This window comes from Amycolatopsis sp. NPDC023774 (assembly GCF_040639695.1).
Classification (GTDB): domain Bacteria; phylum Actinomycetota; class Actinomycetes; order Mycobacteriales; family Pseudonocardiaceae; genus Amycolatopsis.
Genome location: NZ_JBFAAJ010000019.1, coordinates 69,997 through 85,015, shown reverse-complemented (window position 1 = coordinate 85,015; position 15,019 = coordinate 69,997). Strand labels below are relative to the sequence as shown.

13 protein-coding genes and 1 pseudogene are annotated in these 15,019 nt (G+C 70.8%); 7 read left to right on the top strand and 7 right to left on the bottom strand.

Annotation, left to right across the window (positions count from 1 at the left end):
• Positions 1-9: 9 nt before the first annotated feature.
• Positions 10-291, top strand: a pseudogene (locus AB0F91_RS31160) (SDR family NAD(P)-dependent oxidoreductase); the annotation flags it as partial.
• A gap of 91 nt (positions 292-382) precedes the next feature.
• Here the strand turns inward: AB0F91_RS31160 and AB0F91_RS31155 are convergent.
• Both AB0F91_RS31155 and AB0F91_RS31150 read right to left on the bottom strand, forming a co-directional pair.
• Positions 383-2,404: a hypothetical protein gene (locus tag AB0F91_RS31155; RefSeq protein ID WP_360603246.1), complete on the bottom strand. Its 2,022-nt coding sequence runs from the start codon at positions 2,402-2,404 to the stop codon at positions 383-385.
• Between the two features lie 34 nt (positions 2,405-2,438).
• Entirely contained in the window at positions 2,439-3,680 is a 1,242-nt protein-coding gene (locus tag AB0F91_RS31150; protein ID WP_360603244.1) for a carboxylate--amine ligase, read from the bottom strand.
• Between the two features lie 255 nt (positions 3,681-3,935).
• Between AB0F91_RS31150 and AB0F91_RS31145 the strand changes: the two genes are divergently transcribed.
• Positions 3,936-4,199, top strand: a complete 264-nt coding sequence (locus AB0F91_RS31145) for a GlsB/YeaQ/YmgE family stress response membrane protein (protein ID WP_360603242.1) — start codon at positions 3,936-3,938, stop codon at positions 4,197-4,199.
• Between the two features lie 43 nt (positions 4,200-4,242).
• Here AB0F91_RS31145 and AB0F91_RS31140 read toward each other — a convergent pair whose 3' ends face one another.
• Genes AB0F91_RS31140 through AB0F91_RS31130 form a run of 3 tightly spaced genes read right to left on the bottom strand, consistent with a single transcriptional unit; the run spans position 4,243 to position 6,631 of the window.
• On the bottom strand, positions 4,243-4,986 hold the full coding sequence (locus AB0F91_RS31140; RefSeq protein WP_360603240.1) for a dienelactone hydrolase family protein: 744 nt from the start codon (positions 4,984-4,986) through the stop codon (positions 4,243-4,245).
• Between the two features lie 36 nt (positions 4,987-5,022).
• A complete protein-coding gene (locus AB0F91_RS31135; RefSeq protein ID WP_360603238.1) occupies positions 5,023-5,580 on the bottom strand; it encodes a TetR/AcrR family transcriptional regulator in 558 nt (185 codons plus the stop codon).
• Positions 5,573-6,631 (bottom strand): agarase, encoded by a 1,059-nt coding sequence (locus AB0F91_RS31130; RefSeq protein WP_360603236.1) that lies wholly within the window; start codon positions 6,629-6,631, stop codon positions 5,573-5,575. The genes AB0F91_RS31135 and AB0F91_RS31130 overlap by 8 nt, the downstream gene beginning before the upstream one ends.
• Positions 6,632-7,065: 434 nt before the next feature.
• Between AB0F91_RS31130 and AB0F91_RS31125 the strand changes: the two genes are divergently transcribed.
• The 3 genes from AB0F91_RS31125 to AB0F91_RS31115 all read left to right on the top strand — a co-directional run bounded on the left by AB0F91_RS31125 (position 7,066) and on the right by AB0F91_RS31115 (position 11,869).
• Positions 7,066-7,827 carry a DUF4436 family protein gene (locus AB0F91_RS31125; protein WP_360603234.1) on the top strand — a complete coding sequence of 254 codons (762 nt, stop codon included), beginning with the start codon at positions 7,066-7,068 and terminating at the stop codon, positions 7,825-7,827.
• A 237-nt stretch (positions 7,828-8,064) separates the two neighbouring features.
• Positions 8,065-8,988 carry an acetamidase/formamidase family protein gene (locus AB0F91_RS31120; protein WP_360603233.1) on the top strand — a complete coding sequence of 308 codons (924 nt, stop codon included), beginning with the start codon at positions 8,065-8,067 and terminating at the stop codon, positions 8,986-8,988.
• A 223-nt stretch (positions 8,989-9,211) separates the two neighbouring features.
• Positions 9,212-11,869, top strand: a complete 2,658-nt coding sequence (locus tag AB0F91_RS31115) for an exo 1,3/1,4-beta-D-glucan glucohydrolase (protein ID WP_360603231.1) — start codon at positions 9,212-9,214, stop codon at positions 11,867-11,869.
• A gap of 46 nt (positions 11,870-11,915) precedes the next feature.
• On the opposite strand, the gene AB0F91_RS31110 is transcribed toward AB0F91_RS31115, so the two are convergent.
• Entirely contained in the window at positions 11,916-12,569 is a 654-nt protein-coding gene (locus tag AB0F91_RS31110) for an NAD(P)H-dependent oxidoreductase (RefSeq protein WP_360603230.1), read from the bottom strand.
• A 76-nt stretch (positions 12,570-12,645) separates the two neighbouring features.
• Here AB0F91_RS31110 and AB0F91_RS31105 point away from each other — a divergent pair, with 76 nt between their 5' ends.
• Together AB0F91_RS31105 and AB0F91_RS31100 are read left to right on the top strand one after the other, a co-directional pair.
• Positions 12,646-13,485, top strand: a complete 840-nt coding sequence (locus AB0F91_RS31105) for a sigma-70 family RNA polymerase sigma factor (RefSeq protein WP_360603228.1) — start codon at positions 12,646-12,648, stop codon at positions 13,483-13,485.
• A 115-nt stretch (positions 13,486-13,600) separates the two neighbouring features.
• The gene (locus AB0F91_RS31100) at positions 13,601-13,978 is read left to right on the top strand and encodes a hypothetical protein (protein WP_360603226.1); all 378 of its coding nucleotides are present in this window, start codon (positions 13,601-13,603) and stop codon (positions 13,976-13,978) included.
• Here the strand turns inward: AB0F91_RS31100 and AB0F91_RS31095 are convergent.
• Positions 13,873-14,970, bottom strand: a complete 1,098-nt coding sequence (locus tag AB0F91_RS31095) for a DUF3152 domain-containing protein (RefSeq protein ID WP_360603224.1) — start codon at positions 14,968-14,970, stop codon at positions 13,873-13,875. The two genes, AB0F91_RS31100 and AB0F91_RS31095, sit on opposite strands and share 106 nt — an antisense overlap.
• Positions 14,971-15,019 lie beyond the last annotated feature (49 nt).

Genomic DNA, 15,019 nt, shown 5'->3' with positions numbered 1-15,019 from the left:
GCCGTGACGATGGGCTCGCGGCGGGGATTCGGCGCACCGGCGGCCGCTCGGTCATCGACGTCTCGTCGATCCGGGGGCACCGTCGCCGTCGCGCGCGCCCACGGCTACCCCGCGACGAAGGGCGCGGTGCGGACCATGTCGAAGAGCGCGGCGATCCCCTACGCGCAGGAGAACATTCGTGTGAACTCCGTGTACCCCGGCTTCAACCGCACGCCGCACACACCGAGGCGCAGGGCCCGGAGATCACGCGTTCGTGATCGGCCAGGCCCCGATGGGCCGCGCGGGCGACCCGCGGAGGTCGCCAACGGCGCCCTGTTCCCGGCCGGCGACGAGTCCAGTTTCGTCACCGGTCCGAGCCGGGCGTGGACGGTGGCTCTCTGGCTCAGTGAGGCGGCGGCGCGACCTGGCCGCTCCCTGCCGGCAACCGATCGGCGCCCCAGCTGCGTTCGAGGTACCCGACGATCCGCTCGACGTCCTCGGCCGGCACCTTCTCCGGCTCGCCGTGTTCCAGCGGGTCGACGTGGAAGAGGTAGAGCCGCGAGGCGAACTGGTCGAACGGGAGCGAGGCCTCGCCGAAGCGTTCGCCGTTGCCGGCGGTGGAGACGACCACGCCGTCACCCCAGTCCTGGCCGCTGTCGTTGTTGGGGTTGAAGAAGTACACGCGCATCACGTCCTGCGGGTCGGGCGCGACGCGCAGGATCGTGATCGCGTGCCAGCCCACGTAGCGCGCCGCGCTGTCGGTCACGGCGACGCCGGCCGGCTGCGGGTGGATCAGCGGCTGGTCGCCGTTGTAGGCCGGGTGGTAGCTGGCGTGGAAGGCCCGCAGGAACTCGTCGAGGTCGATCAGGTTCCCGGTGGCGACGTCGACGTTGATGCGGAAGCCGCGGAACGCCCACCAGCCGTGGAACTCGGGGTTGACCCAGCGGTGCGGGTCACCGGGGCGGTCGACGCAGCGCCGGCCCATCTCGGCGTAGATGCGGTCCAGGTGCGGCACCACGAGCAGCGACACCGGGTCCAGGTCCACCGGCAGCTTGCGCGCGACACCGCCCTCGCTCTCGCGCGACGAGATGGGCTGCCCCTCGAAGTGCATGGTGATCTCGTCGTCGCGGGCCGCCCACACGACCATCTGCAGCAGGTAGTCCGGGTCGTTGCCCGCCCACATCGACAGCGCGCGGGCCGACTGGCAGGTCGGGTTGTCGCCCTGCCCGACGCCGAGCGGCAGGCCGAGCATCGACAGGACGCCCGCGGTCAGGCGCGCCTTCGCGTCGGGCGCGGGGCCGAACACGGCCGTGAGCCGTTCGCGCGCGGCCGGGCCGAGGGTGAGCGCCAGCTGGCGCCACAACGCGGGCACCACCGGCGGCTCGTACAGGATGCCGCGGTCGAGCAACAACGCCAGACCGTAGACGGACTGCGCGGTCTCCGGGTGCACGGCCTCCTCGATGAGCTGGTGCACGAGATCGCGGTAACGCAGCAGGCAGTTGCGGCCGGTGTCGGACAGCCCGAGCGCCTCCGCAACGAGGTAGTCGCCCTCGTGGCGCACGAACCGCAGCAGCTCGGCGTGGTACGGCGAAACCAGCCCGGTGTCGTGCATCGCCCGGGCGAAGCCGGAGGCCTCGTACTGCAGGCCACCGCCGTCCATCGCCTCGAGCCGCGAGCGGAAGACCTCGAACCCCGGGTCCTCCCGGCACGCCTCGGTGGTGCCGAACAGGCTCGTGATGAGCCGGTCGAGCCCCTGCCCGGAATTCGGGCCCAGGTCGACCTCGGGGTCGTCGCGGTAGACGGAGATCCTCGTGATCAGCGACTGCACCTGCTCGACCTGGATCGGGCGCTGGCGCAGGATCCGCCAGATCTCCTCGCCCAGCTTGTCGAGCACGCTGGCGTAGCCGATCCCGTCGGCCACGTGGCGGAACAGCGCGCGAATGAGCTGCGCGGTGCGGCCCTCGTGCGCCCGCTCGGCCTCGGTGGGCGGGGTGAACAGCAGCTCCAGGTTCATCGCGAGCACCTGGGAGAGGAACCCGCGGGCATCCTCGGCGGACAGCGTCGGGTGGGGGTAGTCCCCCAGCGCGACGGCGAGCATGCGCAGCTCGCTGGCCGCCTCGATCACGACGGTGTCCGCTTCCCCGCTGTGCAGCCCCGGGCCGACCAGCGCAGGCAGGAGGATCTCCGGCGAGGCCCAGTCGGTGCCCTGATAGAGACCGGCTTCGTCCAGCGCCTGCGCGCGGGCCTGCACGGCGGCGGCCCCGCCGGGCTGCAGCAGCACGCGCCGCAGGGCCTCCAGGACCCGCCGCAGCTTCGTGTGCTTGCCGAAGTCGCGCGTCTCGGCCATGGCCTGGACGGCATCGTCGAGCGAAGCCACCCGCTTGGCGAGGGTGGCGCCGCCCGTGGCGTCGGCGTTCGGATTCACTGGTGTTACCCCGGTCGGCTCTCCCGCCTGGTTCTCAGACGTAGAAGTCGAGCTCTTCCTGTTTCTTCAGCGTTTCGCGCATCCGGTAGGCGTCGTCACCGAAGAAGTACAGCAGTCCCCAGTGGGTGCCGAACGCGGTCCGCTTGGTCACCGTCTCCTCCAGCGGCGCCGACAGGTCGTGGGACTCGTAGTAGTCGTCGTCTTCGGTCTCTTCCGGGATCCGCAGCTCGCTGACGACCCGCCGCCGAGGGTAGACCCCGAAGCAGCCGGCGACGCCGGACGCGTCGACGACCTCGCGAGGGAAGAACGCGTCGATCTCCTCTTCCGTTGTCTTCGGGTCGAACGCGAGCGCCAGCGCCTGGTAGGCGTTGAAGCCGTAGGCGCGTTCGAGCAGCTCGAAAACCTTGAAACCCGGCGGGCGGTACGCGACCTCGCCGAAGTACATCTCGCCGTCGCTGGTCACGAAGTACTCGGGGTGCACGAACCCGAACTCGATGTCGAAGGTCTTCACGAGCTTCTCGATCTGCGCGGTGATCTGCGGCCGGTAGCGCTCCAGCTCCGGCGTCGCGGGCACGAACACCGAATACCCGAGCGTGACGTACTCGGAGATGTTGAGGAACTTGATCTTTCCGCGGTGGATCCACGCCTCGACGGCGAACTCCCAGCCGTCGAGGTGGGACTCCATGAGGACGGGGAACTCCTCCTCCGGGATCATGTCGATCTCGTCGGGGGTGCGGATCACGCGGTGGCCCAGGCAGCCCGCCTTGTCGAACGCCTTGAGGTGGATCGGGTCGTTCGGATCGCCGTCGAGCTTGAGCAGCGTCTGGTTGACGCGCTTGAGGAACCGCACCACGTCGTCCCGCGCGTGGGCCTCCTCGAAAATGCCGACGCGGATGCCGCCCAGCTGCGCGCGGCGCTTCATCAAAGCCTTGTCCCGCAACAACATCGCCTGACCGAACAGGCGCGGGTTGTCCATCAGCACGGAGTTGATCGCCCCGGCCCACTCCACCGTCTCCTCGAACAGCGGGATGGCGACGTCGACCCCTTCCTGCTTGAGGGTCTCGGCGATCTCCATCGACCGGTCGTTGAGTCTCTCGAAGTTCCACGGCAGGTACGGGATGTCGTGCTCGGCGCAGTACTCCTCGGCCCAGTCGGGCGCGACCACGACGTAGCGGCGGTCGAAGCGGTCGAGCGCCTCGATCGCGTTGAGACTCCAGCCGAGCACGGCCAGGTATCCTTTGTCGGGATTCTTCGTGACCGGTGCGGGCTGGGCCATGGACCGCTCCTCTGATCGGCGCGTGCGTGGGGTTGGACGGGGTCTGTACCTCCACGGTCCCAGATGTCCGCACCCCCCGCCGATCGAGCGGGCCACGTGTCCATTGTGGATGATCCCGGTCGGCCGTCCGATGAGATCCAGGTCACGTCCGGTCCGCTCGCCGCGCCACCCGTTCGGGTGCCTGCCATCCTGTGCGCTCAAGAACGCGCGGTTCGCGCCGGAGCTCGACGCCGCGCCGCGGCCGGGAGGACAGTCATGGGAATCATCAGCTGGATCGTGCTGGGCCTGATCGCGGGGCTGATCGCGAAGGCGCTCATGCCGGGCAAGGACCCCGGCGGCTGCATCATCACGATCCTGCTCGGCATCGGCGGCGCGTTCGTGGGCGGCTGGGTCGGCAAGACCTTGTTCCACGTGCAGCTCGGCACGTTCTTCGACCTGCGCACGTGGGGCCTGGCCATCCTCGGCGCGCTGATCATCCTCGTCGCCTACCGGATGGTCTTGCACCGCAGCCGGGACTGACCAGCGGGCGGGGCGGCTCTTCGCGAGCCGCCCCGCCCCTGGCTCACTTCACGCGCTCGAGCAGCGCGAACAGGTTCTCCCAGTGCCGCTTCTCGGCGGCCTCGTCGTACGCCGCCGTGTCGGTCATGGTGTACCCGTGGGTCGCGCCCTCGTAGACCTCCGAGCGGTACGTGACCCCGGCCTCGTCGAGCGCGGCCTCCAGCGTCTTGATCTGCTCGGCCGACATCGAGTGGTCCTGGTCGGCGTGGCCGAAGTACACCTCGCCGGTGATCGAGCCGACACCCAGGTGCGCGCTGTCCGGCCCGTCCGTGACCACGCCGCCCGCGTGGAACGCCGCGATCGCCTTGACGCGCTCGGGGAATGCCTCGATCACGCGCAGGGCGTTGGTGCCGCCCATGCAGTAGCCCGTGATCACGACCGGACCCGGGGCGACACCTTCCTGCGCGGCGAAGAAGTCGAGGTACTTCTCCGCGTCACGCTGGATCGCGTTGTCCGTGCCCAGGGCCTGGATCAGCGGCATGATCCTGCCGAAGATCTCGCCCCGCTTGTCCGGATCGCCCAGTCCCGAGAGGTCGATCTCGGACGATCCGCCGCGGTAGAGCAGGTTCGGGGCGAGCACGGCGTAGCCGGCCTCCGCGATCCGCTCCGCCATCTCCTCGATCCGCGGCCGCAACCCGAACGCATCCATGAACAGCAGAACCCCGGGGTGCGGCCCCCCGTCGGGAACGACCAGGTACGAGTCGGCGACCCCGTCAGCGGCCGGGACGTCCACCTTCTCCTTGCGCATGTCACTCCTGTCGATCAGCTTGCCGGCTCTCGATCGTCAACCTAGTACCCCGCGCAGAACCGAGGTCACGACGGCGTCCGCGTAGGTGTGGTCGAGCGGGCGCCGGCCGGTGAGGAGGCGGTAGTGCAGCGGGGCGAAGACCAAGTCCAGCAGGAGGTCCACGTCGACGTCCGGCGGGACGACCTCGCGGACCGCGGCGCGGACGGGTGCGCGCCGGGGCTCGAACCAGTGCTCGTCGAGGCGGGCGACGAGGTCGGGATCCTGCTGCGCCGCGCCGAGCAGGCCGGTGAAGACGCGGCCCAGCACGGTGTCGACGTAGAGGTCGGCGAAGTGGCGGGCGTGGGCGCGCAGCAGGCCTTCGGCGGTGGTGGCGCGCGTGGTGACCGGGTCGGCGCGGGCGCGGTCGAGGAAGGCTTCGAGCACCACGGCGGCTTTGCCGGTCCACCAGCGGTACACGGTGCGCTTGCCGACGCCGGCGCGCGCGGCGATGGCGTCGACGCTGACCGCCGACCAGCCGCCGGCGGCGGTGAGGTCCCAGGCGGCGTCGAGGATCGCGCGGTGGACCTGGGGGTTGCGGCGGGCGGCGTCAGGCACCGCGCACCGCCCACGCGCCGGCCACGCGCCGGTTGACCTCGGTGACGGGGCCGACGAGGTCCTCGTACGGCTCGTCCCACGGATCCTTGAGGCCCCAGCCGCGCTGCGGGTTTTCGACGTAGGCACACCAGTGCCAGCCCAGGCACCAGTCCAGCGCGGCGAACGCCTCGGCGGTGCGGACGTAGCCGGCGGCGCGGTCGGCCTGGTCGCGCATGCTGCCGGTGCGGTGCGGGCTCAGCCGCGTGGGGCACCAGTTGCCGGTGTCGGCGACGAGCACGGGCAGGCCGGTCCTCGTGTGCCAGCGTTCGAGTGTCTCCAGCGCCGTGTCGAGCGCGCCCGGGCCCGGGAAGGTCTGCACCGACAGGACGTCGAGGTGGCGGGCCGCGGCGTCGAGGACTTCGTCCGGTGCGCCCGCTTTCGTCCCGAAGCGGTCGCCGAGGATCAGGTGGTTCGGGTCGTGGCGGCGGATCGCCGCGGTGGCCGTGGCGTAGTAGGCCTCGGCCGTCTCGGCGAGCGGACCGGGCCAGCCCGCGCCCGTCGGGTGGCGTGCCCAGGCCGGCCCGTCGACCAGAAAGTACCCGAGCAGCAACGGATCCTCCGGCCGGCACAGCGTGCGGGCCAGGTGGTCGCAGTACTCGGCGAACGCGGGCGAGCGCGGATCACGGTAGGCCGGGTGCCCGTTCCACGACTCGATCTCCGCGACCCGCAACGCCTGCACGTACGGCAACCCGGCCGCGGCGACATCCGCACCCGGCAGGTCCTCCGCGTGGCCCAGATCCACGACGGTGCCCGTGACGCCGAGGCCGGTGCCGCTGATGTACTCCGCCGTCGAGCCGACCGTGGTGAACCCCCAGGCGCGCAGGTCCGCGCCCAGGCCGTCGCGAAGCCACTTCTCGCGCGAGCCGCCATAGCGCGTGCGCCAGATGTCCTGGTTGTGCGGGTACCGCAGGTTCGTGTCGTGCGCGTGCGCGACCCCGATCGAGGGGAACGGCTCGCCGTCCGGCCCGGTGAACGTCCACCGCCCGTGGCGGGTCACTGAGAAGAACGCCATGGCGTCGAGGATACGAACCGGTTCGTCTCCCTCGCCGACCGGGGTCGCCCTCCTGCGGGAGCAGAGGGGCCGGCCTGGTCCAGGGCGCGACGAGCAGTCACCCACACTCGTTCGAACTCGGCACCGGAGATCTCGACGACCTGATCCGACTCGCGCCGGCCGGGTCGCCGTGGTCGCGCAGGCGCAGGACCTCGTCGAGGGCCGCCACAGTCACCGGCTGCCGGCCGGGACCTCGAAGCCCGACGTGCCGTATTGCCCACCCTTGGTCGCCGAATTCGATGAAGCAGGTCAGGTCTTCGAGGTCACCCGCCTGCGTGAGCCCAGGAGCGGGCCGGGACCGCCGGTGTCACCAGCACCGCCGTGAGGTGGAAGGGCGTGGCCCGGGCCGCGGGCGTACCGGTGGGCATCGGGCTCGCGGCGGGGCCGGGGTGTGGGTGCACTCCGCCGAGCGCACGGCCGGGGACACGTGGCACTCCATCGGCACGGAGGAACCCGACCGGATCGACGTGAACGCCACCGTGCAGAAGGTCGACGCCGTCGCGCGTGAGGTGACGTTGCGGGTGCTCGTGGTGCCGCGTGGGCGGCTCGGCGAGGACGACGGGGTCGCGCCGGCGAGCGACCTCACGCTGCTGAACTCCTCGAGCCTGCGCGGCGACCAGACGTTCCCCGCCCACGAGCGCATCGCGAGCGCCGGCCTGCCGATCGCGTTGACGGGCGGCGCGATCACCGACTACCCGTTCGACGGTTACGAGAGCCACTTCCAGTTCGCCGCCGTGCAGGACGGCAAGCCGGTGCCGGTCCTGCTCACCGTGGACAAGGCCGACAGCCTGTTCGGCCTCGCGGTGACCGGCTCCGACACCTCGCGCGGTCTCGACATCAGCCTGACACGCGCGACCAGTGTGCTCGTCTTCGCGCTGTTCATGATGCACGCGATGTGGGCGATCACCGTCGCGGTCGCGCTCGGTGCGCGTCACCTCGTCATGCGGCGCCGCGGGCTGGTGTGGCCGGCGTTCGGGTCCATGGCCGCGTCGCCGTTCGCGCTGGTGTCCTTCCGCAACGCCGCTCCGGGCTCACCGCCGATCGGCACGCTGCCGGACTACACGGCGCTCCTGTGGGCCGAGCTGATCGTGGCGCTGAGCGTGTTCGCGTCGGTGGTCGCCGGCGCCGTCGTGGGACAGGCGAATCGCACCGGATAGCGAAGAGGTGTCTGTTTCGCGCTCGCCCGGGAGTCGTCCCTGCGACGACCCGACGACGAAGGAGCGCACCGTGATCACCCCGAACCTGGCCTGGCAGCTCGACCACCAGACGCGCCGCGACCATCGCGACGCCGACGAACGCCTCGGCCGCCTGGCGGCATTTGTCACTCGGCGGCGCCGGCGGACAAGTGTCCGTGGGACGATCCGGGGCGAGCACCGACCCCAGGGAGCGCCCACATGGCCCGGCACCACCTCGACCCGACCCGTGAAACCACGATCGACGTCTTCAACCGGGACACCGAGCCCGTCCTGACCGTCGACCCCGGGGACACGGTCGTGGTGGGATCGCTGGACTGCCACGGGTTCCTGGAACGCCAGCGCACGCCCGGCGAGCAGCGGCCGCGGATGATCGACCCGAGCCGCGGCCACTGCCTTACCGGCCCGATCGCCGTGCGCGGCGCGGAGCCGGGCACCGTGCTCGCCGTGCACCTGGACGACCTGCGGCCCGGCGACTGGGGCTGGACCGTCTCGGCGTCGAAGGACAACTGGCTCACGCAGAAGCTCGGCGTCGCGGGCGGTCCGCCCGGCCGGCTGCTGTGGGAACTCGACGCCGGCGAGCGCACCGGCACCAACGACCGCGGCCAGACCGTGGCCCTGGCACCGTTCCTCGGCGTGATCGGCCTGCCGCCGGCCGAGCCGGGCGACCACTCCACCGTGCCGCCGCGCCCGGAAGGCGGCGGCAACATCGACTGCCGCGAGCTCGTGGCGGGCTCGACCCTGTACCTGCCCGTGACGGTCGCCGGCGCGCGGCTGCTCGCCGGCGACGGGCACGCCGCCCAAGGCGACGGCGAGGTCGGCGGCACGGCCATCGAATGCCCGATGACCACCGAGCTCACGCTGGACCTCACCACCGACCGGCCCGTGCCCGGCATCCACGCCGAGACGCCCGCCGGGCGCATCACGTTCGGCTTCCACACCGACCTCAACGAGGCCACCGCCGAGGCGCTCGGCGCGATGCTCACGTGGCTGCAGAAGCTCTACGACCTCGACCGCCCCACCGCGCTGGCGCTCGCGAGCCCGGTGGTCGACCTGCGCGTCACCCAGGTCGCCAACCAGACCTGGGGTGTGCACGCTGTACTCCCCGCCGACGCGATCCGCTGACGATCCGGCGAAGTCTGCCTTCGCGGCCACCCGGGTCTGCCCCCCCGGGGGCACACTGGTCTGGTCCATCCGTGACCCAGGTGCGATCACACCTTAATTCGAGTCGAGAAATAACGGACTTCCGTAGGGTCCGGACCTCTTGACGCCATCCTCTTTGTCCGGTCAGGATCGCCAAGGCCCGCTTTGGGCCCGTCCCCGCCGCCCTCTGCAGAACGGACTGTCGATGGCCAGAAGATCCCCCGGGTGGTCCCGGGCCCGAAGGACCACGTTCGCCGCGCTCGCGAGCCTCACCCTCCTGGGCGGCGTCGCGAACGCGGAGCCCGCCCCCGCCGCACCGGCCACGCCCGCCGCGGCGCAGCCCGAGATCGGGCAGCCCGCGCTCGACAAGAACGGCTGCGCGCGCATCGAGAACACTCTGCCGACCCTTTCGGACTGGCCGAAGGTCGACAGCAAGATGAAGAAGAACCCGCAAGACGAGGCGCGCATCGCGAAGATCCTCTCCGGCATGACGCTGGAGGAGAAGGTCGGGCAGATGACGCAGCCCGAGATCAACGCGATCACCCCCGACGAGGTCAAGCAGTACGCCATCGGCTCAGTGCTCAACGGCGGCGGCTCGTGGCCCGGCGGCAACAAGCACGCCACGCAGCAGGACTGGCTGAACCTCGCCGACGCGTACTGGAGCGCCTCGAAGACCAGCCGCACGAAGATCCCCGTGATCTGGGGCATCGACGCAGTGCACGGCAACAACAACGTCTACGGCGCCACCGTCTTCCCGCAGAACATCGCGCTCGGTGCGGCCCACGACCCGTGCCTGGTCCGCGACGTCGAGAACGCCACCGCGCGCCAGATCCGCGCCACCGGCCAGGACTGGGCCTTCGCACCCACGCTCGCCGTGGTCCAGGACGACCGCTGGGGCCGCACGTACGAGGGATTCTCCGAGGACCCGCGCATCACGCGCGCCTACGGCTACGAGGCCATCAACGGCCTGCAGGACGGCGCCACGAAGCGCATCACCTACAACGGCGTGATCGCCACCGCCAAGCACTTCATCGGCGACGGCGGCACGATCAAGGGCCAGGACCAGGGCGTGAACCCCTCGTCCGAGGCCGAAATGATCAACATCCACGGCCAGGGCTACTACGGCGCGCTCGCCGCCGGCACCCAGACCGTGATGGTGTCGTTCAACAGCTGGGCCAACGCCGAGGACGGGATCAACGAGGGCAAGCTGCACGGCAGCGACAAGGCGCTGAACCAGATCCTCAAGGGCAAGATGGGCTTCGACGGCCTCGTCGTGTCGGACTGGAACGGCATCGGGCAGGTCCCCGGCTGCACCAACGCGAGCTGCCCGCAGGCGATCAACGCCGGCGTCGACCTCGTGATGGTGCCGGCCGACTGGAAGGCGTTCATCGCCAACACCGTCGCGCAGGTCAACGACGGCCAGATCCCCATGGCCCGCATCGACGACGCCGTGACCCGCATCCTGCGCGTGAAGCTGCGTGCCGGGATCCTCGACGAGCAGAAGCCGTCGGACCGTTCCTACGCGAACTCCGACGAGGCGCTCACGGACAAGTGGCTCGCCCGCGACGCCGTGCGCGAGTCGCAGACGCTGCTGAAGAACAACGGCAACGTGCTGCCGCTCAAGCCGAAGTCGAAGGTGCTGGTGGTCGGCAAGAGCGCCGACAGCATCCAGAACCAGACCGGCGGCTGGACCCTCTCGTGGCAGGGCACGGGCAACACCAACGCCGACTTCCCCAACGCCACCTCGATCCTGGGCGGGCTCAAGGAAGACCTCGGCGACGCCAACGTCACCTTCAGCGAGAAGGGCGACGTCGACCCGACCGGCTACGACGCCGTCATCGCCGTGATCGGCGAGACGCCGTACGCCGAGGGCGTGGGCGACCTGCAGCGCAAGTCGCTGGAGGCCGCGAAGCTCTACCCGGAGGACCTCGCCGTGCTGGACAAGGTGAGCGGCAAGGGTGTCCCGGTCGTCACCGCCTACGTCGGCGGCCGCCCGCTGTACCTGAACAAGGAGATCAACCGCTCCGACGCGTTCGTGGCGGCCTGGCTGCCCGGCACCGAGGGCGGCGGCGTGGCGGACATGATGGTCAAGGGCAAGGACGGCACGGGGTACCAGGGCAAGCTGTCCTACTCGTGGCCGAAGAGCGCGTGCCAGACGCCGCTCAACCCGTGGAGCCCGGACTACGACCCGCTGTTCGCGCTGGGCTACGGCCTCAAGACCGGCCAGCGCGCCACTGTGGCGAAGCTCGACGAGACCGAGGGCCCGACGACCTGCGGGTCGACCGGCGGCGGTGGTACCGCGACCGAGGACCTGTCGATCTTCGACCGCACGGACATCGCGCCGTACAAGAGCTACATCGGCTCGGCCTCGAACTGGGGCGGCACCGAGATCGGCCCCGACGGCACCGCGGAGCACCCGGAGATCACCGTGGCCCCGGCCGACGTCAACGTGCAGGCCGACGGCCTCAAAACGACGTGGACCGGAACCGGTGCGGCGCAGCTGTACCTGCAGAGCTCGGGGACCAGCGACCTGCGCGGGTACCCCAACGCGGACGGGGCGCTCGAGTTCGACGTGATCGTGAACTCGCCACCGGTGAACCGCACCGTGGTGAGCATGCACTGCGTCTACCCGTGTTTCTCGGAGGTCAACGCCACCAAGCTGTTCACGGACCTGCCGGCGGGCCAGAAGTCGACGGTGAAGATCCCGCTGTCGTGCTTCGCGAACGGCCTCGACTTCGAGAACGTCAACACCCCGTTCCTGGTCTACACCGACGGGCCGTTCTCGGCGTCGTTCGCGAACGTGAGGTGGTCGCCAGGCGGAGCGAACGATCCGGACGCGCGAAAGTGTTCGGATCTGACGTGAGATGAGTGCCGGGGCGCTCGCGGGACCTTCCCGCGAGCGCCCCTTTTTACGCGACCAGCTCGAGAATTCTTTCCCGGGCCTCGGCCAGGGATTTCTCCGCGAGGTCCTCCAGCCCGGCCAGCGCGGGCAGGTCGCCGACGCGGGTCAGCTCCGCGTGCACGAACGCGAGATTTCCGGGGCTGACGCCCAAGTTCGTCAGGTACGCCCGCAAGTACGGCTCCTGGAAGTCGAAGCCTTCCCGTGGAGTGCCCGGCCCGTAGGCGCCGCCGCGCGCGGTGATGACCACGAACCTGGTGGCGCCCAAGGCGTTCGCGAATACGCCGGGGAACGTCACGCGGTCGATCCACGCCTTCAGCGCGGCGGGCACGGAGAAGTTGTACATCGGCACGCCCAGCAGCACGGTGCCGGCTTCGCGCAGCTCCGTGACCAGCGGCAGGGTCAGCGCCCATTCGCGGCGTTCGCCTTCGTCGGCGGCCAGCGCGACGATGTCGTCCAGGGGCACGGTTCCCCGGCGTTCGACGCGCCGGCCGAGGCGGGCGTAGGGCTCGCGGATCGGCGGCACGGGGTCGGCGGCCAGGTCGCGGTGGCGCACCTCGCCCCGCCAGTGCCGCACGAACAGCGAGGTCAGCCGCCGCGTCACGGACTCCGCGCCGTCGGCGCTGGAGTCGACGCGCAGCAGGGGCGCTAGCATGTCGGTCATCCGGTTCCTCTCCTCAGGTCCAGCGGGTCGGCCTCACTCACCTACCCCGACGCACCACGAAGAGGAAAGGTGACCGATGCCCGAAACCCTCGCGGCCCGGTTCGAAGCGGAACGGCCCCGGCTGCGCGCGCTCGCACGGCGGATGCTCGGCTCGGCGGCCGAAGCCGAGGACGCCGTGCAGGAATCCTGGCTGCGGTTGGCGTCGGCGTCCGGGATCGACCACCTGGCGGCGTGGCTGACCACGGTCGTTTCGCGGATCTGCCTCGACGTGCTGCGGGCGCGGCGGGAGACGCCGGTCGAGCGGGTCCCGGACCACGGCGTGGCGGGTCCCGAGGCGGATGTCGCGCTCGCCGACGAGGTCGGCCGGGCCATGCTGGTGGTGCTGGCGACGCTCGCGCCCGCTGAGCGCGTGGCGTTCGTGCTGCACGACTTGTTCTCGGTGCCGTTCGACGCCGTCGGCCCGATCCTGGACCGCACGCCCGCGACGGCGAAGAAGCTGGCCAGCCGCGCGCGGCTGCGGGTACGCGGCACTCCCGTGGCCGCGTCCGAGCTCGGTGAGCACCGGCAGGTGGTGGAGGCGTTCCTGGCAGCGGCCCGCGGCGGTGATCTCGCCGCGCTGCTCGAACTGCTGGCCCCCGACGTCGTCCGCCACGCCGACGCGGCCGCGTTGCCGCCGGGCGCCGCCGCCCTCCTCCGCGGCGCTGACGCTGTCGCGCGCGGTACCACCGCGTTCGCCGGTCGCGCGCGTCTCGCGGAGCCGGCTCTGGTGGACGGCACGGCCGGGCTGGTGCTGGCGCCCTACGGCCGGCTGACGGGCGTGCTCAAGGTGACGGTGACGGCGGGGCGGATCTCCGCGTACGAGGTGATCGCGGATCCGGACCGGCTCGCAAAGGTGGCGGTCGCCGTCCTCCCGTGATCACTCAAGGGTGTGACACTTCGAAGCGAAGTGCCACATTGGTGCCATGCTGGGCTCCGGTCCCCGCCACACGAGGCCACGCCGCTCGGGACGTGGCACCAAGCGAGGAGACGGAATGAGCACCATGAAGAGGATGGCCGCGATCGGCGCGCTGACCGCGCTGGCCGCGACGTTGTTCACGGGCACCGCTTCCGCGAAGACGGAAAAGGCCTGCACCGCGAACTTCTGCAACTCGACCGACGGAAGTGGCCTGTACGTGAACCAAGTCATCGCGCTGCGGCAGCAGCCGATCAAGACGAGCTACGGCTACTTCCAGGTTTTCGGCCGGGGCTGGTCGCGGGGGCCGTCGTCGTCCGGGACGACCGCGGCGCAGATCATGCACGTCGGTCAGCAGGTGGTGAAGGGTGAGCTCGTGTGCCTGCGCTTCTTCGCGCGTGAGAACGGCAAATGGCAGGAGATCGGCAGCCCGGCGTGCACCACCGCACCGTTCTGACCGGGGCGGCATAGGTCGTTATACAGCTCGGCGCCCTTTGGGAACGGCCACGAGTTCGTGACGCACACGCGGTGGTCAGCCGGCACGGCGCCCTGGTCGCCGCCGGGGACGTTGTTGAGGTGGGCGACGTAGTCGTCGGCGACGCCGAAGGTCTGCTGCATCATGACCGGCGCCGGCCTACCGGCGCCGCCGCAGCCGACGTGGGAGTGGCCCAGCGCGGGGCCGACCTCGTGGTTGATCGCGTACTGACGGTAGGCGGTCAGGTTCGCCCCGTAGGCTTTCGCGCCGCGCACCCAGCGGGAGAGGTTGATCAGCACGCGGTGCATGCTGCGGCGGAAGCAGGAAGCCTCGTAGGTGATGGAAAACCCGCAGGCGTCGGCACGATATGTGGTGTCGGGAGTGGAGAGGCTGACGCGGAAGTCCGGGTGCGCGTCACTCGCGTCCACGCGCTGCAGCGCGACCTTGCCGTCGGCGGTCCAGCTCTTCGGGTCGGACAGGATGCCCTGCACGGCGGCCGCGAAGCTGTCGTCACCGGCGTAGCTCGCCGGGTCGATGCCGTCCTCGACCTCGACGGTGTAGCGGTAGAGGCGGCCCGTGCCGATCTTCGGGCCGGAGCCGGGGACCACGTGCCACTTGCCCTGGCCGGTCCGCGTGTACGGACCGCCGGCGGGCAGGGCGGCGGTGGGGACGTTCGGATTGGCCGGTTTCGCGGCGTTCCCAGGAACGCCCGGCTGGGCGGAGTCCACGGAGGACTCCACGCGGGCGGGTGCGCGCACCGGCGCGGAGGCGGGCTGTTGCGCCGCCGTCGACGGGGCCGAGGTCGTGGCCGTGTCGACCAGTACGAGCACGGTGAGCACCACCATCACCGGCAGCGCGTAGACGCGCCGGCCGTAGGTGCGCAGGAAACCCTTCTTCCTCGCGGATCTCCGCTCCGGCAACGGTTTCCACGAGGCGCGCAAGGGTTCCCGCGCCCGCGTTTCGTCCTGCGCCACGCACTTCCCCAGCTCTCAGGTGACAGTTCCTCCCGATCCAACGGGTGGG

Bases quoted from the DNA above. Each gene is read 5' to 3' on its own strand.
- AB0F91_RS31100 (WP_360603226.1), top strand. From the start codon at position 13,601: ATGAGCACCATGAAGAGGATGGCCGCGATCGGCGCGCTGACCGCGCTG.
- AB0F91_RS31115 (WP_360603231.1), top strand. From the start codon at position 9,212: ATGGCCAGAAGATCCCCCGGGTGGTCCCGGGCCCGAAGGACCACGTTC.
- AB0F91_RS31140 (WP_360603240.1), bottom strand. From the start codon at position 4,986: ATGCGCAAGGAGAAGGTGGACGTCCCGGCCGCTGACGGGGTCGCCGAC.
- AB0F91_RS31105 (WP_360603228.1), top strand. From the start codon at position 12,646: ATGCCCGAAACCCTCGCGGCCCGGTTCGAAGCGGAACGGCCCCGGCTG.
- AB0F91_RS31110 (WP_360603230.1), bottom strand. From the start codon at position 12,569: ATGACCGACATGCTAGCGCCCCTGCTGCGCGTCGACTCCAGCGCCGAC.
- AB0F91_RS31145 (WP_360603242.1), top strand. From the start codon at position 3,936: ATGGGAATCATCAGCTGGATCGTGCTGGGCCTGATCGCGGGGCTGATC.
- AB0F91_RS31130 (WP_360603236.1), bottom strand. From the start codon at position 6,631: ATGGCGTTCTTCTCAGTGACCCGCCACGGGCGGTGGACGTTCACCGGG.
- AB0F91_RS31150 (WP_360603244.1), bottom strand. From the start codon at position 3,680: ATGGCCCAGCCCGCACCGGTCACGAAGAATCCCGACAAAGGATACCTG.
- AB0F91_RS31120 (WP_360603233.1), top strand. From the start codon at position 8,065: ATGGCCCGGCACCACCTCGACCCGACCCGTGAAACCACGATCGACGTC.